This is a genomic window from Peterkaempfera griseoplana, from assembly GCF_001418575.1.
In the GTDB taxonomy this organism is placed as follows: domain Bacteria; phylum Actinomycetota; class Actinomycetes; order Streptomycetales; family Streptomycetaceae; genus Peterkaempfera; species Peterkaempfera griseoplana.
Map to the genome: position 1 here is coordinate 19,962 of NZ_LIQR01000125.1, position 17,932 is coordinate 37,893.

General features: G+C 72.2%; 18 protein-coding genes. 16 read left to right on the forward strand and 2 right to left on the reverse strand.

From position 1 onward, the window contains the following. Positions 1-114: 114 nt before the first annotated feature. Positions 115-2,499, reverse strand: a complete 2,385-nt coding sequence (locus tag AOK09_RS10785) for an FG-GAP-like repeat-containing protein (RefSeq protein WP_079062933.1) — start codon at positions 2,497-2,499, stop codon at positions 115-117. Positions 2,500-2,713: 214 nt separating this feature from the next. Here AOK09_RS10785 and ffh point away from each other — a divergent pair, with 214 nt between their 5' ends. Together ffh and AOK09_RS10795 are read left to right on the forward strand one after the other, a co-directional pair. Next, positions 2,714-4,282, forward strand: coding sequence for a signal recognition particle protein (gene ffh / locus AOK09_RS10790; RefSeq protein WP_055586928.1), 1,569 nt, complete (start codon positions 2,714-2,716; stop codon positions 4,280-4,282). A 71-nt stretch (positions 4,283-4,353) separates the two neighbouring features. Then, on the forward strand, positions 4,354-4,887 hold the full coding sequence (locus AOK09_RS10795) for a GNAT family N-acetyltransferase (RefSeq protein ID WP_245687230.1): 534 nt from the start codon (positions 4,354-4,356) through the stop codon (positions 4,885-4,887). Between the two features lie 72 nt (positions 4,888-4,959). Here the strand turns inward: AOK09_RS10795 and AOK09_RS10800 are convergent, their stop codons facing one another. Continuing rightward, positions 4,960-5,778, reverse strand: coding sequence for a class I SAM-dependent methyltransferase (locus AOK09_RS10800; RefSeq protein WP_055586945.1), 819 nt, complete (start codon positions 5,776-5,778; stop codon positions 4,960-4,962). Positions 5,779-6,022: 244 nt separating this feature from the next. Between AOK09_RS10800 and proS the strand changes: the two genes are divergently transcribed. The 14 genes from proS to AOK09_RS10870 all read left to right on the forward strand — a co-directional run. Then, the gene (gene proS / locus AOK09_RS10805) at positions 6,023-7,435 is read left to right on the forward strand and encodes a proline--tRNA ligase (RefSeq protein ID WP_055586929.1); all 1,413 of its coding nucleotides are present in this window, start codon (positions 6,023-6,025) and stop codon (positions 7,433-7,435) included. 225 nt (positions 7,436-7,660) lie between these two features. Then, the gene (locus AOK09_RS10810) at positions 7,661-8,257 is read left to right on the forward strand and encodes a hypothetical protein (RefSeq protein ID WP_055586930.1); all 597 of its coding nucleotides are present in this window, start codon (positions 7,661-7,663) and stop codon (positions 8,255-8,257) included. Positions 8,258-8,582: 325 nt separating this feature from the next. Next, complete coding sequence (gene rpsP, locus AOK09_RS10815; RefSeq protein WP_055586931.1) at positions 8,583-9,026, forward strand: 30S ribosomal protein S16; 444 nt, start codon at positions 8,583-8,585, stop codon at positions 9,024-9,026. Between the two features lie 2 nt (positions 9,027-9,028). After that, the gene (locus AOK09_RS10820) at positions 9,029-9,268 is read left to right on the forward strand and encodes an RNA-binding protein (protein ID WP_055586932.1); all 240 of its coding nucleotides are present in this window, start codon (positions 9,029-9,031) and stop codon (positions 9,266-9,268) included. A gap of 105 nt (positions 9,269-9,373) precedes the next feature. After that, positions 9,374-9,994 (forward strand): ribosome maturation factor RimM, encoded by a 621-nt coding sequence (rimM, locus tag AOK09_RS10825; protein WP_055586933.1) that lies wholly within the window; start codon positions 9,374-9,376, stop codon positions 9,992-9,994. 10 nt (positions 9,995-10,004) lie between these two features. Next, the gene (trmD, locus tag AOK09_RS10830) at positions 10,005-10,835 is read left to right on the forward strand and encodes a tRNA (guanosine(37)-N1)-methyltransferase TrmD (RefSeq protein WP_055586934.1); all 831 of its coding nucleotides are present in this window, start codon (positions 10,005-10,007) and stop codon (positions 10,833-10,835) included. A gap of 129 nt (positions 10,836-10,964) precedes the next feature. Beyond that, positions 10,965-11,315: a 50S ribosomal protein L19 gene (rplS, locus tag AOK09_RS10835; protein WP_055586935.1), complete on the forward strand. Its 351-nt coding sequence runs from the start codon at positions 10,965-10,967 to the stop codon at positions 11,313-11,315. Between the two features lie 72 nt (positions 11,316-11,387). After that, positions 11,388-12,194 (forward strand): signal peptidase I, encoded by an 807-nt coding sequence (lepB, locus tag AOK09_RS10840; RefSeq protein ID WP_055586936.1) that lies wholly within the window; start codon positions 11,388-11,390, stop codon positions 12,192-12,194. Continuing rightward, entirely contained in the window at positions 12,178-13,191 is a 1,014-nt protein-coding gene (gene lepB, locus AOK09_RS10845) for a signal peptidase I (protein WP_055586937.1), read from the forward strand. Before lepB (AOK09_RS10840) ends, lepB (AOK09_RS10845) begins: the two co-directional genes overlap by 17 nt. A 202-nt stretch (positions 13,192-13,393) precedes the next feature. Next, positions 13,394-14,398, forward strand: coding sequence for a signal peptidase I (gene lepB / locus AOK09_RS10850; RefSeq protein WP_055586938.1), 1,005 nt, complete (start codon positions 13,394-13,396; stop codon positions 14,396-14,398). A gap of 196 nt (positions 14,399-14,594) precedes the next feature. Then, positions 14,595-15,374 carry a signal peptidase I gene (gene lepB, locus AOK09_RS10855; protein ID WP_079062934.1) on the forward strand — a complete coding sequence of 260 codons (780 nt, stop codon included), beginning with the start codon at positions 14,595-14,597 and terminating at the stop codon, positions 15,372-15,374. 85 nt (positions 15,375-15,459) lie between these two features. Beyond that, positions 15,460-15,786 (forward strand): DUF2469 domain-containing protein, encoded by a 327-nt coding sequence (locus AOK09_RS10860; protein ID WP_055586940.1) that lies wholly within the window; start codon positions 15,460-15,462, stop codon positions 15,784-15,786. Positions 15,787-15,930: 144 nt separating this feature from the next. Further along, on the forward strand, positions 15,931-16,407 hold the full coding sequence (locus AOK09_RS10865; protein ID WP_055586946.1) for a YraN family protein: 477 nt from the start codon (positions 15,931-15,933) through the stop codon (positions 16,405-16,407). Then, the coding region (locus tag AOK09_RS10870; protein WP_055586941.1) for a YifB family Mg chelatase-like AAA ATPase at positions 16,408-17,932 on the forward strand (1,525 nt) is incomplete at its 3' end.

Consider the following 17,932-nt stretch of genomic DNA (forward strand, 5'->3'; position numbering starts at 1 on the left):
GGGCTGAGCCGAGCGGGCTGTACGGAGCGGGCTGAGCCGAGGGGCCCGTGAACGACGGAGCGCCCGCCGCGGGGAGTCCCCGCGGCGGGCGCGTCCACAATGGTGCGGTGGGCGTCAGCCCTGGATGGTGAGCGAGTTCCAGCTCCCGGCGGCGACGGTCTTGGAGCCGAAGGTGCCGTTGCCCTTGCCCGGGTAGATGTACAGCTGGCCGGTCTTCATCCGGATCAGCAGGTCGGCCTTGCCGTCACCGGTGACGTCGCCGACCGTGGCCATGCCGTTGGCGGAGGCGAAGCCGGTGGCCACCGTCTTGCGGGCGCCGAACTTGCCGGTGCCGGTGCCCGGCCACAGGTAGAGTCCACCGGCCGTCGTACGGGCCATCAGGTCGGCCTTGCCGTCGCCGGTGAAGTCGCCGTGGCCGACGACCTGGGCGTAGGACTGCAGGCCGGAGCCGACCTGGGTCCGGGCGCCGAAGGTGCCGTTGCCCTTGCCCGGGTAGACCCAGACCTTGCCCGCGCTGTCCACGATCAGCAGGTCGGTCTTCTTGTCACCGGTGAGGTCGCCCGGCACCACGATCTGCCTGACGGAGCCCCATCCGGTGGCGAGCTGGCTGTTGACCCAGGCCGTACCGCTGATGTGCCGCCAGTACAGGGTGCCGGAGGTGTTGCGCACCACCAGGTCGGCCAGGCCGTCCTGGTCGAGGTCGGTCTGCAGCGCCACGTTGTAGGCCTGCCAGCCGGAGCCGGTGGAGCCGTGGGTGCTCAGCGTGGCGCCGTAGTAGACGGAGCCGGCGCCGGTGGAGCTGCGGACCAGCAGGTCGGCCTTGCCGTCGTGCGACCAGTCGGTGTCCTTGCCCGGGGTCGCGGCGACCACGGTGGCGTTCGCCGAGACACTGGTGGTCTTGGCGATGTGCACGGCCCGGACGGCCACGGTGTGCTTGCCGGCGGTCAGGGTGACCGCCGCGGAGCGGGCGGTGTTGGCGACGGTGGCGGCGACGTTGCCGTCCACCAGCACCTCGAAGTGGTCGATCAGGCTGGAGTACCAGCTCTCCGTCCAGGTGACGGTGGGCTTGCCCGAGGTGTACCAGACCCCCCCGGACTGCGCCCCCGCGCCGGTGACGACCGGCGCCGGGGCCGGACCCGCGGCGAACTTGCGGATGGAGGGGAGCTGGGCGTAGAGGTCGTTCCCGGGGCACTCGGTCTTGTAGCCGTCGCGGTGCCCGGAGATGTTGTTGAAGGAGACCGAGGTGCCGGTCGGGAACTTGGTGCCGCTGTCCGCCGCCGGATCACCCGCCTCCACCAGGGTCACGGAGGCGCCGGGCTTGTGCCCGTACATCCCGAGCTTCCAGTCGGCCAGGGTCGCGAGCGCGCCCAGCACCGCGTTGCTGGCGTTGACGCTGGTGTAGGTGCCGAGCACCGCCACACCCATCGTCCCGGCGTTGAACCCGTAGGTGTGCGCCCCGAACACCGGCAGCGCCTCGCCGCCGCCGTTGTTCAGGCCGCCCCAGCGGCCCTCGAAGATGTTGCCGCACTTGTCGACCATGAAGTTGTAGCCGAGGTCACGCCAGCCGTTGCTCTTGACGTGGTACGTGTACTCGGCCTGGACCCAGGCGGCAGAGCTCTTGGGGTTCGTCGGGTCGCTGCTGCACACGTAGTCGCTGTGGTCGTCGGCGGTGTGGTGGACGAACACGGCCTGGACGCCCGCCGTCGAGTAGCACGGCAGGGTCTGGTCCCGGATCGACTCGTCGGCGCCCCACTGCTCCCGGCTGAAGATGACGGGCTTGCGCACCGTCGAGGTCGGGGTGGCGGGCATGGTCGCCGTGCTGCCGGACGAGGTGCAGTCGGAGGGGCTGGGTGACGTGCTGGGCGTGCTGCTCGCGGCGGCCAGCTCGGCGTCCGGCAGGGTCGCCGCCCGCGCCTGGGCGGCGGGGGAGGCGGTGGTGCTGGAGCTGCCCAGGTTTCCGGAGGCGATGTAGTCCAGCCGCAGGCCGGCGGGCAGCTTGGTGGATCCGCTGCCGGGGGTGATGCGCAGCTCGACCCCGTTGGAGGGGCCCGTCCACAGCGGCTCGGTGGCTCCGCGGGTGCCGATGGCGTCGGTGCTCCTGGGATCGGCGGCGCCGTCGGCGGCGGCCAGCTCGGTCCAGGGGGTCCAGGTGCCGCTGTCGATGGAGCGGGTGCGGACCTGGATGGTGCCGGAGACCTTGGCGGTCGGGTCGTCCCAGCTGACGCCCAGCATGTTGAAGGGCTCGGTGGAACGCTGGCTGAGCGTGCGGGTGGGGCGGGTGCTCTGGGACAGCGGAAGCGCCCCGAGCGAGTTGTGGAAGAGCCTCGGGGTCACCGGGCGGTGAGCTGTCGCCTTCGGTGAGGCGCTGTGGGGTGCCTGGGTGTCGGCGAAGGCCACAGCGGAGACGCCCGCACCCCCCAGCAGCACCGAACCCAGTCCCAGCCAGACCCTCCCCTTGAGTCCCAGAGGTCTGTGCGCGTGCGATATTCGCGGTGCCATGCCCGTCCTTGTGTCGATTCGGCAAGTGGTCGCGGCGCTTCCGCCGTTTCGCGCAGGCGGATGTGCGGGATCCTAGGGGTACTCGAACCAAGTACCGAAAGCGGGTCCCCTGATATCGGACGGAAGCAGGGTGGGCCCGGTCCGCGCGGCGGCCGGATACCCTGGGGGCGACGACCGTACCCGTAACCGATGCCACGAGGGATCCGCGACCGACGTGTTCGACACCCTTTCCGACCGCCTCGCAGCGACGTTCAAGAACCTCCGTGGCAAGGGCCGCCTGACCGAGGCGGACATCGACGCCACGGCCCGTGAGATCCGTATCGCCCTGCTCGAAGCCGATGTGGCGCTCCCGGTGGTCCGGGCGTTCATCAAGCAGGTCAAGGACCGTGCGCTGGGCGCCGAGGTCTCCCAGGCGCTCAACCCGGCCCAGCAGATCATCAAGATCGTCAACGAGGAGCTCATCGCCATCCTCGGCGGCGAGACCCGCCGGGTGCGCTTCGCCAAGCAGCCCCCGACCGTGATCATGCTGGCGGGTCTGCAGGGCGCCGGTAAGACCACCCTGGCGGGCAAGCTCGGCCACTGGCTGAAGCAGCAGAAGCACACCCCGCTGCTGGTGGCCTGCGACCTCCAGCGGCCCAACGCCGTCAACCAGCTCAAGGTGGTCGGCGAGCGGGCGGGCGTGCACGTCTTCGCCCCGGAGCCGGGCAACGGCGTGGGCGACCCGGTGCAGGTGGCCCGCGACTCCATCGACTTCGCCCGGAACAAGCAGTACGACGTCGTCATCGTCGACACCGCCGGCCGCCTCGGCATCGACGCCGAGCTGATGCAGCAGGCCGCGGACATCCGCGCCGCGGTGCAGCCGGACGAGGTCCTCTTCGTCGTGGACGCCATGATCGGCCAGGACGCGGTCACCACCGCGCAGGCCTTCCTCGAAGGCGTCGACTTCACCGGTGTGGTGCTGTCCAAGCTGGACGGCGACGCCCGCGGTGGTGCGGCGCTGTCGGTGGCTCATGTGACGGGCCGTCAGATCATGTTCGCCTCCAACGGCGAGAAGGTCGACGACTTCGACGCCTTCCACCCCGACCGGATGGCCTCCCGCATCCTCGGCATGGGCGACATGCTCACCCTGATCGAGCAGGCGGAGCGGACGTTCTCGCAGGCCGAGGCCGAGAAGATGGCCTCCAAGCTGCGCGGCGGCGGCAAGGAGTTCACCCTCGACGACTTCCTCAGCCAGCTGGAGCAGGTCCGCAAGATGGGCTCCATCTCCAAGCTGCTGGGGATGCTGCCGGGCATGGGCCAGATCCGCGAGCAGATCAACAACATCGACGACCGGGACGTCGACCGGGTCGGCGCCATCATCAAGTCGATGACGCCGATCGAGCGCGAGGACCCGAAGATCATCAACGGCTCGCGGCGGGCCCGTATCGCCAAGGGCTCCGGCGTCACCGTCAGCGAGGTCAACAACCTGGTGGAGCGCTTCTTCGAGGCGCGCAAGATGATGTCCCGGATGGCCAGCGGCCAGGGCATGCCGGGGATGCCCGGCATCCCCGGCATGGGTGGCGGCCCCAAGCGCCAGGCCAAGAAGCAGGGCAAGGGCAAGGGCAAGCAGCGCTCCGGCAACCCGCTGAAGCGCGCCGCGGACGAGAGGGCCGCAGCCGAGCGCCGGGCCGCGGGCCCGGGCGCAGCCGCCCAGCCGGGCGGCGCCTTCGGCCTGGGTGCGGGCCAGGGCCCCGCCGACTTCGAACTGCCCAAGGAGTTCAAGGACCTGCTGCCCCCGCAGTGAGCCACGGCGCGGCGGCCCGCCGTCCCCCGAAGCGGGGGTGGCGGGCCGCCGCCGTGTCCGATGATGGTCCCGTGCGAGTAACCATCCGAGCCCCCAAGCCCTCCGACACCGACGCCTACACCGAGGCGGTGCTCCGCTCCGCCGACCACATCGGGCCCTGGAACCCGGTGGAGGCCGATCTCCCCGGCCTGCTCCAGAAGCAGGGCCCGGGGCTGCGCACCTTCCTGATCGTCGACACCGGCGACGGCGGCCTGGTGGGCAAGTGCAATGTGGCCAACATCGTGCTCGGCCGCTTCTGCAACGCCTCCCTCGGCTATGACTCCTACCTGCCCTACGCCGGCACCGGCCGGATGACCGAGGGCCTGCGCCTGGTGGTGGACCGCTGCTTCGCCGCCCAGCGCGACGGCGGCCTGGGACTGCACCGGCTGGAGATCAACGTCCAGCCGGACAACCAGCGGTCGTCCGCCATGGCCAAGCGCCTCGGCTTCCGGCTGGAGGGCTACTCCCCGCGGATGCTGTACATCAACGACGCCTGGCGGGACCACGAGCGCTACGCCCTCACCGCCGAGGAGTGGCCCGGGATCCCCGGCGACGCCTCCCGTTGAGCCGACGGCCCCGGTGGCGCGCCCGGGGCCCGGGACGGGCCGCGTCGGGGCCGCCCGCCCCGGACGCGGCGCTCAGAGGGCCTGGGCGACCACGTAGCGGAAGACATTGGCCATGCGCACCCCGCCGCCCTCGCGCAGATACGGGTGGAGCGCCTCGGTGAGCTCCTTCACCACCAGCGCCTCGCCGGAGTACTCCGCCGCCGGGTCGTAGACGCCGGTCGACAGCAGGCCCCGTACCGCGCTGTCCAGGTCCGCGTAGGCGAACGGGCAGGACACCCGACCGCTGCCGTCCGGCCGCAGCCCGGCACCCACCACCAGCGACTCCAACTTCCCCGGGGCGCTTAGCCCGAACGGGTCATAGCGGGCCCCCGCCGCGGGCCGCACGGGCTCCCGCGGGGCCAGCCGGCGGGCGACCTCCAGCACCCCCGCGCTCTGGCAGCGCTCGGGCGGCCCCCAGGTCGCCAGCACCACATGCCCGCCGCGCAGGGTGAGCCGGGCGGCGCTGCGCACCAGCTCCTGCGGATCGGCCGCGCAGTAGAGGTTCTCGAAGGCGGTGACCAGCGAATGCGTGGCCGGCGGGGGCGCTCCGGAGGAGGCGTCGCGGTACACATCGGCGAGCACCCGCAGCCGCCGGTCGTGCGCCAGCGAGCGCAGCTCGCCCGCCGGCTCCATGCCCGCCACCTCGGCACCACGGGCGGCGGCCAGCAGCAGGGCCAGTCCCGAGCGGCAGCCCAGACCGAGGACGGAGGTCGCAGGCCCGACCTCCAGCCGCTGGTAGACCGCCTCGTAGAGCGGCACCAGCATGCGCTCCTGGATCTCGGCCCAGTCGCGCGCGCGCCGCTGCGCCCGAGTGAGCTCCGTGGCTGTGCTCCTCACCTGAGCAGATGCCATCATGCGGCCTCCCATCCGGTCCGTCGGCTGCGATGCCGCGCCGAGGCACTGAGGGCGACCCTGCGGGTACGCCCACGTACTCTCCGAACCCCCCGCATACAGACAACCCCCGCTGCGGCCCGGCGTCCAGAGGAGTGGGGGAGGCGCGCGGCCCGGATGGTCGTGCGCCCCTGCGCCGTGCGCGTGCCGGACTCAGGGGGCATCGATTCACGGTCGGGCGCACCGGCCCCGTACCATTCGCCCCATGGCAAAGGCTCCCGTGCTCACTCCCCAGGCGGACGACTTCCCGCGCTGGTACCAGGACCTGATCAACAAGGCCGAACTGGCCGACAACGGCCCGGTGCGCGGCACCATGGTCATCCGACCGTACGGCTACGGCCTGTGGGAGCGGATGCAGCAGGAGATGGACGCGCGGATCAAGCGCGCGGGAGCGCAGAACGCATACTTCCCGATGTTCATCCCGCAGTCCTACCTGACCCGTGAGGCCGAGCACGTCGAGGGCTTCGCGCCCGAGCTCGCGGTGGTCACCCACGGCGGCGGCAAGGAGCTGGATGAGCCGGTGGTCGTCAGGCCCACCTCCGAGACGATCATCAACGAGTACTTCTCCAAGTGGGTGCAGAGCTACCGCGACCTGCCCCTGTTGATCAACCAGTGGGCCAACGTGGTCCGCTGGGAGCTGCGGCCCCGGGTCTTCCTGCGCACCACCGAGTTCCTCTGGCAGGAGGGCCACACCGCCCACGCCACCTACGAGGACGCACGCGCCTACGCCTCGATGATCCACACGGACGTCTACGGCGACTTCATGGTGAACGTCCTGGGCATCGACGTGGTGCTGGGCCGCAAGACCGCCCGGGAGCGCTTCGCCGGCGCCATCAACACCCTCACGCTGGAGGGCATGATGGGCGACGGCAAGGCGCTGCAGATGGGCACCAGCCATGAGCTGGGGCAGAACTTCGCCAAGGCCTTCCACACCCAGTACCTGTCCGGTGAGGGCAAGCAGGAGCACGTCTGGCAGACCTCCTGGGGATCCTCCACCCGGATGGTGGGCGGCCTGATCATGTCCCACGGCGACGACAGCGGTCTGCGGGTGCCGCCCCGGCTGGCCCCCGTGCAGGCCGTGGTGCTGGCCATCAAGGGCGACGACGCGGTGATCGCCAAGGTGCGGGAGATCGGTGCGGCCCTGGAGGCAGCCGGGGTGCGGGTGACCGTAGACGACCGTACGGACACCCCGTTCGGCCGCCGTGCGGTGGACTGGGAGCTCAAGGGCGTCCCGGTGCGCATCGAGGTCGGCCCGCGCGACCTGGAGAACGGTACGGCCATGCTGGCCCGACGTATCCCGGGCGGCAAGGAGCCGGTCTCCATCGACGCGCTGGCGCAGCTGGTGCCCTCCGTGCTGGAGGAGGACCAGGCGCTGCTGCTGCGGCAGTCCAGGGAGCGCCGTGAGGCCCGCACCGTGGACGTCAGGACCATCGACGAGGCGGTGGAGGCGGCCGCCACCGGCTGGGGCCGGATCTCCTGGGCGGACCTCGGTCCGGAGGGCGAGGCCAAGCTGGCCGAGCAGGGCGTCAGCGTCCGCTGCCTGGTCGCGGCCGACGGATCGGTGCCGGCGGCCGACGATCAGCCGGGCAACATCGCGATCGTCGCACGCGCGTACTGATCCGGCGGATATCGTGTGCGATCCGCGGCCTGCCCGTGCGGGCCGCGGCATCGTATGTTCACCCTCCGTGCGCGCTCAATGAGGCGCTGAGGACAGGAGTTTGACATTGCATCAGGTGCACGGCGGGTGCCTCGGCGCAGCTCGGGGCCTACCCGGCGGTAGGGGCGGATCGGGTTCCTGCCCCGACACACGGAACATCGGACCGCTCTCCCTCGTTGGCATAGCGTGAGCACGACACAGCCTCTCGTCCTCGCGGCCGAACTGGCCGCCGCCTGGAGTGACATCCAGCGCCATCACCCGGACCTGCCCGATCTTGCGGCCCCCGAGTCGCTGATCGGCGAATCATCCTCCGCCTGCGGCACCGAGCTCAGCTTCGAGCGGCTGCTGCACGAGGCGGCGCACGGCCTGGCCGCTGCCCGTGGCATCCGCGACACCTCGCGGGCCGGGCGGTACCACAACCGTCGCTTCCTCGGCATCGCCGACGAGCTGGGCCTGGCCCACCCGGTGGAACCCCACCCCAGCAGCGGCTTCTCGCTGGTGACCATGCTGCCGGAGACCCGTTCCCGGTACTCGGACACCATCGAGCGCCTGGACCGGGCCCTCGGGGCGCATTCCGAGGCGGTCAGCGGCGAGGGCCGCGGGCGCGCCTTCCGCGGCCCGGCCACCCGGCACGGCTCCTCCGGCGGCGGCGTCCGCGTCAAGGCCGTCTGCGGCTGCGGCCGCAACGTCCGGGTGGTGCCCTCGGTGCTGGCCCAGGCCTCCATCGTGTGCGGCGCCTGCCAGCAGCCGTTCCGGATCGCGGAGCCGGCTCAGGAGGCCTGATCCGGACAGGCCCCGGCCGGTGGCCGCCGTACCCGCGGTGGTCCATCGGACGACAGGCCGAACCGGGGGTGGCCTCACGGCACCGCGAGGGGGTGACTCGCGGCGCCGCGATGCCCCCTGCCCTGTGCCGCCCGAACGGTGCCCGCCCAGGCGGGAGGGGGCGGGGCACGGGCCGTGCTGTGGCACAATGGGCAGCTGAGTACTCGGCAGCCGAGCAGGACCCCTCTCTCCTCCGGCTGGCGTGTCAGTCGAGCAGCCGACGCCCGCAACCCCACGTGGTGCGCGCGGCCGCTCACCCACGTCAAGACCAGGAGACCCCACTCCAGTGGCAGTCAAGATCAAGCTGAAGCGTCTGGGCAAGATCCGCGCCCCGCACTACCGCATCGTCGTCGCCGACTCGCGCACCAAGCGTGACGGCCGCGCCATCGAGGAGATCGGCGTCTACCAGCCGACCTACAACCCCTCGAAGATCGAGGTCGACTCGGAGCGCGCCCAGTACTGGCTGGGTGTCGGCGCGCAGCCGACCGAGCCCGTGCTCGCCATCCTCAAGCTCACCGGCGACTGGCAGAAGTTCAAGGGCGAGCCGGCCCCGGCTCCGCTCAAGGTGGCCGAGCCCAAGGTCGAGGACTACAGCCACCTCTTCGCCAAGGCCGTCCAGGGCTTCGAGGACAGCACCACCGGTGCCGCCATCACCCCCAAGGCCAAGAAGTCGGACAAGAAGGACGAGGCCGCCGAGTCCGAGTCCGAGACCGCTTCCACCGAGGCCTGATCATGCTCGAGGAAGCCCTCGAGCACCTTGTGAAGGGCATCGTCGAGAACCCCGACGAGGTTCAGGTGCGCTCGCGCAACCTGCGTCGGGGCAACACCCTTGAGGTGCGGGTGCACCCCGAGGACCTCGGCAAGGTCATCGGCCGAGGCGGCCGCACCGCGCGCGCCCTGCGCACCGTGGTGGCGGCACTCGGCGGACGGAACGTCCGGGTCGACCTGGTCGACGTCGACAACATCCGCTGAGCCGTACGGCTTCTCCAGGGCCGGCCGGGACGCACCTCGTCCCGGTCGGCCCTGCCGCATTCACCAGCCGCAGCCCGTCAGGAAGAACACAGGAGCGCGATCACCGTGCAGCTCGTCGTCGGCAGGATCGGCCGTGCCCACGGCATCCGAGGTGACGTCACCGTAGAGGTCCGCACCGACGAGCCCGAACTCCGGCTCGGGCCCGGCGCGGTACTGCTCACCGACCCGCCCGCCGCCGGACCGCTCACCGTGGCGTCCGGCCGGGTGCACAGCGGCCGGCTGCTGCTGCGCTTCGAGGGCGTACAGGACCGCAACGCCGCCGAGGCGCTGCGCAACACCCTGCTGATCGCCGACGTCGACCCCGCCGAGGCCCCCGAGGACCCGGACGAGTACTACGACCACCAGCTGGTCGGCCTGGACGTGGTCCTCCGCGACGGCACCGCGGTCGGAGAGGTCTCCGAGGTGGTCCATCTGCCGTACCAGGACCTGCTGTCGCTGCGCACCACGGACGGCCGCGAGGTGCTGGTGCCCTTCGTGGAGCGCATCGTCCCGGAGATCGACCTCGCCGCCCAGCGGGCCGTCATCGACCCCCCGCCGGGCCTGCTCGACCCGGAGCGCGCCGAGGTCGCGGGCAGCCGCGGCGACGAGCCGGCCGACGGTGCCGACGGCGGCTCCGGCGACGGCGGGCAAGGCGGCTCCGACGCCGCCGCCGACGGGCAGGGGTGACCCCCAGCCCATGCGCATCGACGTCGTCACCATCTTCCCCGAGTACCTCGAACCGCTGAACGTCTCACTGGTCGGCAAGGCCCGGGCCCGCGGACAGCTCGACATCCACCTGCACCACCTGCGCGACTGGACCACCGACGTTCACCGCACGGTGGACGACACCCCGTACGGGGGCGGCCCCGGCATGGTGATGAAGCCGGAGCCCTGGGGCGCCGCCCTGGACAGCGTGGTGGAGCGCGGCGCCGAGGAGATCGGCGAGGGCGCGGTGCCCACCCTGGTGGTGCCCACCCCCAGCGGCCGGCCCTTCACCCAGGCCCTCGCCGAGCAGCTGGCCGCCGAGCCGTGGCTGGCCTTCGCGCCCGCACGCTACGAGGGCATCGACCGCCGGGTCATCGAGGAGGCCGCCGACCGGATGCCGGTGGTGGAGGCGTCCATCGGCGACTATGTGCTGGCCGGCGGCGAGGTCGCGGTACTGGTCATGGTGGAGGCGGTGGCGCGGCTGCTGCCCGGGGTGCTCGGCAACGCCGAGTCGCACCGTGACGACTCCTTCGCCCCCGGGGCCATGGCCGACCTGCTGGAGGGCCCCGTCTACACCAAGCCCGCCGAGTGGCGCGGCCGCGCGGTCCCCGAGGTGCTGCTCAGCGGCAACCACGGCCTGATCGCCCGCTGGCGCCGCGCGGAGGCCTTCCGCCGGACCCTGGAGATGCGGCCCGACCTGCTGGACCGCTGGCAGCGGGACGCCTTCGACAAGCACGACCGCAAGGCGCTGGACGCCCTCGGTGTGACCTGGGACGAGGCGGGCGGCCGATTTCGGCCGGACGCCCCCGGTGTGGAAGAATAGGCCGCTGCTGCCTGCCGCCGCCCCTGCCACGGGGGGAACGGCGGCCGCCGGGGTCCACCCGGCGCGCAGCGACCTTCCGATCCTTACGAATTCCGTGGGTGGCCCGTGGCGCCCATGAGGAGAGCTCCGATGAGCAACCTGCTCGATGTCATCGACTCCGCGTCGCTGCGCGACGACATCCCGGCCTTCCGCCCCGGCGACACCCTGAAGGTGCACGTCCGGGTCATCGAGGGCAACCGCTCCCGTGTCCAGCTCTTCCAGGGCGTCGTGATCCGCCGCCAGGGCGCTGGCGTGCGCGAGACCTTCACCGTCCGCAAGGTCTCCTTCGGCGTGGGCGTCGAGCGCACCTTCCCGGTGCACACCCCGATCGTGGAGAAGATCGAGGTCGTGACCCGCGGTGCCGTCCGCCGTGCCAAGCTGTACTACCTGCGCGACCTGCGCGGCAAGGCTGCCAAGATCAAGGAGAAGCGCGACCGCTGAGGTCGGCTGCTCGGTTCCCCGGCTTCGACCGGGGAGGGGACCACTCGTTCGAGGCCGGATAGGCTTCGCCCGATGAGCACCCACGAACCACTCGCGGACCGCGACGGAACCTCCACCCCCGACACGGGGGCAGGAGGGCCGTCGCGGTCCGCGGCCGTTCCGGCGACGACCGCCCCGGGGCGGTCCTGGCTGCCCCGGAGCACCGCCGGCCAGCTGTTCGTGGCCGCTCTCTGCCTGCTGCTGCTGGCCCTGGTGAACACCTGGGTGGCGCAGCCCTTCGCCATCCCCTCGCAGTCCATGGAGAACACCCTGCGCGTCGGCGACCGGGTGGTGGTGAACAAGCTCGCCTACCGCTTCGGCGGCCATGTCCGGCGCGGTGACGTGGTGGTCTTCGACGGCCGCGGCTCCTTCCTGTCGGACGACGCGGCCGGGCCCACCGGGGTCGGCGGGGCCCTGCGACAGCTCGGCTCCTACCTCGGCCTGGCCGCCCCCACCGAGAACGACTACGTCAAGCGGGTCATCGGCGTCGGGGGAGACCGGGTGGTCTGCTGCGACACCGAGGGCAGGATCACCGTCGACGGGGTGCCGCTGGAGGAGTCCGCGTACCTCTTTCCCGGCGACGACGCCTCCTCGGTGCCCTTCGATGTGCAGGTCCCGGCGGGGAAGCTCTTCATGATGGGCGACCACCGCAGCGACTCCCGGGACTCCCGGGCCCACCTCGGCGAGCCCGGGGGCGGATTCGTCCCCGAGGAGAAAGTGATCGGTCGGGCCGACTGGGTCGTATATCCGATCGGGCACTGGCGGCATCTCCGGCGCCCCGGGACGTTCGGCGCGGTGGACGCGGCAGGGAGGAGCGGGCGGCATGGGGACCAGAGGTAGGCCGAGGGTCGCCGAGCCGCAGCCGGACGGCGGGTCGGACCCCGCCGACGACTCCGGACCCGGCGGATCCGCCCGGCCCGCGGACGGGCGGCGGCGTACCGCCATGGGCCGGGCCGAGCGCCGCCGGATCGCACGCCGGGCCGCGCGCCGCCGCAAGCGCTCCTTCCTGCGCGAGCTGCCGGTGATCGCCGGTGTGGCCCTGCTGATCGCCCTGCTGCTGAAGACCTTCCTGCTCCAGGTGTTCGTGATCCCCTCCGGCTCCATGGAGGACACCATCAAGGTCGGCGACCGGGTGCTGGTGGACAAGCTCACCCCCTGGTTCGGCAAGCAGTACAAGCGTGGCGACGTGGTGGTCTTCAAGGACCCCGGCAACTGGCTGCCGGCCTCCGAGCGCACGTCCTCCGCCGACGGGCCGGTGATGCGGGGTGTGAAGAACGTCTTCACCTTCGTCGGGCTCCTGCCGTCCGACAACGAGGGCGACCTGATCAAACGGGTGATCGGTGTCGGCGGGGACACCGTGGCCTGCTGCGACAGCAGCGGCCGCCTCACCGTCAACGGCCGAGCGGTGGACGAGCCCTACATCGCCCCCGGCAACCCGCCGTCCAGGATCGACTTCAAGGTCACCGTGCCCCAGGGCAGGCTCTGGGTGATGGGCGACCACCGGGACATCTCGGCCGACTCGCGCTTCCACATGACCGACTTCGGCAACGGCACCATCCCGCTGTCCAACGTCATCGGCCGGGCCGTCCTGGTCGCCTGGCCCGTCGACCGCGTCCACCGGCTGCCGGAACCGCCCTCCCTCTCGGCGCTTCCCCCGCCACCCGGCAGCGCCCAGGGAACGGCCGCGGCGCGCGCCGGGAGTCAAAATCTTGGCCAACCTTCCCCCGGTGCTGCCGTCTGGCCGGATCCCGGGGAACCCTCGCTCGTTATGGGTGCGGTGGGTGCGCTTCCCTTCGCCGTCCGCCGACGGCGGGGAGGTGTCGTCCGCCGCGGCTGAATGGCGGGGGTCGCCGTGTGTGAGCGCGGCGGCGGACCCTTCTGGTGATAGAGAGATGCAGGTGTGCGGCGCGTTGCGCCGGGCATCTGGAGGACGCCGGGCCGCTGTGTGAGCCGCGCAGCCCCCCGGAAACCGCGGTGCCGCCGGAAGGCACCGCATCGTCGTGGGCACAGCCGTGCCCGCAGTGCAGGGAGGAGACGTCGTGGGGGATCTGGTGATCGGCACCCGCTCGGGAGCCGGTGAGCCCGAGGACCCCGGCAGCCGTACCGCGGAATCCGTGGGCGACGCGGGAGCCGGCGGGCGGCAGGCAGACCGGACCGGTGGACATACGGCGGCCGGAGCCGCCGCGGAGTCGGACGCCTCCGAGGAGGGCGAGGCGGCGGACAACCGGGAGCCGGAGACGGCAGCGGAGCGCCCGGCGGAGGGCGCCGACGAGCAGAAGCAGCGCTCGTTCTGGAAGGAACTGCCGATCCTCATCGGCATCGCGCTGATCCTTGCACTTCTGATCAAGACCTTCTTCGTGCAGGCGTTCTCCATCCCCTCGGAGTCCATGCAGGACACCCTGCAGAAGGGCGACCGGGTGCTGGTGGACAAGTTCACCCCCTGGTTCGGTTCCAAGCCGGAGCGCGGTGACGTGGTGGTCTTCCACGACCCGGGCGGCTGGCTGAACGAGGCGCCGGAGCAGAGCAGCAACAGCGTGGTCCGCGGTGTGCAGAATGTGCTCAGCTTCATCGGCCTGATGCCGTCCGCCGACGAGAAGGACCTGATCAAGCGGGTCATCGCGGTCGGTGGGGACACCGTGGAGTGCCAGGGCAGCGGACCGGTGAAGGTCAACGGCAAGGCCCTCGACGAGCCCTATGTCTACCCCGGCGCCACCCCCTGCGGCGACAAGCCCTTCGGCCCGGTGAAGGTGCCGGACGGCCGGCTCTGGGTGATGGGCGACCACCGCAACGACTCGTGGGACTCCCGCTTCCACATGGACCAGCCCGGCGGCGGCACCGTCCCCGTCGGGAACGTCGTGGGCCGTGCCTTCGTGGTGGCCTGGCCGGTCAACCGCTGGGCGACCCTCCCGGTGCCCTCCACCTTCGACCAGCCGGGGCTGTCGGCCGCGGGCGCCGCGGTGCCCCCGGCAGCCGGGTTCGCCGCGGCCGTCCCGCTGACCCTGCTGGTGCGCCGCAGCCGGCGCAGGGCCGGGGCCGCCGGCTGACCCAGGGTGACCGGACGGCTCCGTCCGGGGCATTGCGCGGGCCGTGGTACTGCCGAGTAGTCTGCTCGGACGTGCCGCGGCCCGCCCGCTTCTCCGCCCGACGGTCCCGGTACGGCTGTCGAGGGCCGGCGGCCCCGCGAGGCCGCCGGCGACGTACGCCGGCGACATCGAGGCCGGCCGGAGTGGGACGGTGCCGATGAGCAGGACCGCCGGTGGAACCACAGGTCAGGCCCAGGGCCGGACCGGGCCTCAGCCCGCACCCCCGGGGGCCGCCCGGTCGAGCCGAACCCTCGGCGGGGTGCTGCAGGGGGTCGCCATCGCATTGGGGCTGGTGCTGCTGGTCGGCGGCTTCGCCCTGATAGCCGTCGACTACCGGCCGTACAACGTCCCCACCGACTCCATGGAGCCCACGGTGCACCCGGGGGACACCGTGCTGGCCCGCAGGAGCAACGGCAGCGATGTGGGACGTGGGGACGTGGTGGTCTTCAAGGACTCCACCTGGGGAAGCGCACTGCTGGTCAAGCGGATCGTCGGCGTCGGCGGGGACACCCTGGTCTGCTGCGACGCCAAGCACCGGCTCGTGGTCAACGGCGTCGCCGTGGACGAGCCGTACCTGGCCGGTGGCTACAACAGCGGCAAGTTCTCGGTGACGGTGCCGCGGGGCCGGATCTTCCTGATGGGCGACAACCGGCTGGGATCGCTGGACTCCCGGGTCCACCTGGACCAGGCGTCGGGCACCGTTCCGGCCGGCGATGTGCTCGGCCGGGTCGAGGGCACCGCCTGGCCCTTCGGGAGGATGGGCGGCATCGACCGGACGGCCGCCTTCGACCCGGTCGGCGGCGCGGTGGCCGCCCAGCACGGTCCGCTGGTGCCGGCCTCCTGGGCGGCGGTGGCCGGGGCGGTGCTGGTGCTGGTGACCGCGGCTGTCAGCCCGGTCGCCGGATTCCTGCGGCGGTTGCGCCGCGGCGGCCGATAGGCCCCGCCGCGGGCCCGCCGCGGCTCTCCCTCGTCCTCCGGTGGTCCACAATGGGAGGAAGCACGACAGCTAAGGGGACGTGGGGATGAGTGCCGAGGACCTCGAGAAGTACGAGACCGAGATGGAGCTCAAGCTCTACCGGGAGTACCGCGATGTCGTCGGCCTGTTCAAATTCGTGATCGAGACCGAGCGGCGCTTCTACCTCACCAACGACTACGAGCTGCAGGTCCACTCGGTGCAGGGCGAGGTGTTCTTTGAGGTGTCCATGGCCGACGCCTGGGTCTGGGACATGTACCGGCCCGCCCGCTTCGTCCGCAAGGTGCGCGTGCTCACCTTCAAGGACGTCAACGTCGAGGAGCTCGCCAAGACGGATCTGGAGCTGCCCTCGGACGAGGCCGGCTTCGGCCGCTGATCCCCACCTCGTCACCCTCCCGACAGCGCTCTCACCCGTGTGGGGGAACGCGGTTTTCCACACCCCCGGGTTGTCCACAGGATTCCGGTTGCCCCGCGCGGTGCGGTGACACCTCCGACACGCTCCGTGTCGGAGGTGATCGCCGTGAACAACCCACGATCCGCCCTCGGCCGCTACGGCGAGGAGGTGGCAGCCCGCCGCCTCACCGAGGCGGGCCTGACCGTCCTGGAGCGCAACTGGCGCTGCCGTGAGGGCGAGTTGGACATCATCGCCCTGGAGGGGGACGTCCTCGCGGTGTGCGAGGTGAAGACCCGTCATGAAACCGGCTTCCAGCACCCTTCGGAGGCGGTCTCCCAGGCCAAGGCGGAGCGGCTGCGCCGGCTCGCCGAGCGCTGGCTGGACGAGCGCTGGCCGGTCCACCGCGCCGGACTCCACGGAGCGCCGGCCCAGCCGCCGGGACCCGACCCGGGCGGGGGCCCCGCCTCCGGCCGGGCTCAGGGCGGACCGTCCCCTCGCGGCCCGGTGCCGCTGCCGGCCGGTGGTGTCCGTATCGACCTGATCGCCGTGATCGGCCGTCGCCGGGGCGCCGCCCTGGTCGAGCATCTGCGCGGGGTGGTGTAGGTGGCCTTCGCCCGCACCTGTTCCGTGGCGCTGCTGGGAGTTGACGGTGTGGTGGTGGAGGTCCAGGCCGACCTGGAGCCGGGGGTCGCCGCCTTCACCCTGGTCGGCTTGCCGGACAAGGCGCTCAGCGAGGCCCGCGACCGCGTCCGGGCCGCCGTGGTCAACAGCGGGGAGAGCTGGCCGCAGCGCAAGCTCACCGTCGGCCTCAGCCCCGCCTCGGTGCCCAAGAGCGGCAGCGGCTTCGATCTGGCCGTGGCGTGTGCGGTGCTCGCCGCGGCCGAACGGCTCGACCCCGGCTCCATCGCCGACCTGCTGATCGTGGGCGAACTCGGTCTGGACGGCAGGGTGCGCCCGGTCCGCGGCGTGCTGCCCGCCGTTCTCGCCGCCGCCGATGCCGGCTACAGACACGTGGTCGTCCCCGAGCAGACCGCGTCCGAGGCCTCCCTGGTGCCCGGTGTCTCCGTTCTCGGGGTGCGCAGCCTGCGCCAGCTGGTCGCCGTCCTCACCGATGCGCCGGTACCCGACGAACCCCCGGACCGGTCCGTTCCCGGACGTCCGGACCCCATGATGGCCGGCCTCGCCCTCCCCGGTGCGGGCGCTCGCGGACTCTCCGGCGAACGGGCGCACCGCCTGGACATGGCGGATGTCGCGGGCCAGTGGGAGGCCCGGCGGGCCCTGGAGATCGCCGCGGCAGGCGGCCACCACCTCTACCTCAAGGGGCCGCCGGGCGCAGGCAAGACCATGCTCGCCGAACGACTGCCCGGACTGCTTCCACCCCTCGCGGCGGAGGAGGCGCTGGAGGTCACCGCCGTCCACTCGGTGGCCGGACTGCTGCCTCCCGGACGGCCGCTGATCGACACCGCCCCCTACTGCGCACCGCACCACTCCACCACAATGCCGGCGATCATCGGCGGCGGCAGCGGACTGCCCCGCCCCGGCGCGGTCTCCCTCGCCCACCGCGGGGTGCTCTTCCTGGACGAGGCACCCGAGTTCCCGGTACGGGTGCTGGACGCACTGCGCCAGCCGCTGGAGTCCGGTGAGGTCATCGTGGCCCGCGCGGCCGGGTCGCTGCGGCTCCCCGCCCGGTTTCTGCTGCTCCTTGCCGCCAATCCCTGCCCCTGCGGGCGCTGGTCGCGACGCGGAGCGGGATGCGAGTGCACTCCCGCGATGGTCAGCCGCTACCAGGCCCGGCTCTCCGGGCCGCTGCTGGACCGTGTCGACCTGCAGGTCGAGGTGGAGCCGGTGACCCGGGTGCAGCTGCTGGAGCGCGACGCCACCGCAGAGACCACCGCCACCGTCGCCGCCCGGGTCCTGGCGGCCCGCGAGCGGGCAGCCGTCCGGCTGTCGGGCACCCCCTGGCGAGGAAACGCCGAGGTGCCCGGACATGAGCTGCGCACCCGCTGGCGGCTGGCCCCGGGCGCGCTGGACGACGCCGAGCACCAGATGCAGCACGGCCTGCTCACCGCCCGCGGCCTGGACCGGGTACTCCGTGTCGCCTGGACCGTCGCCGACCTCGCGGGTCGGG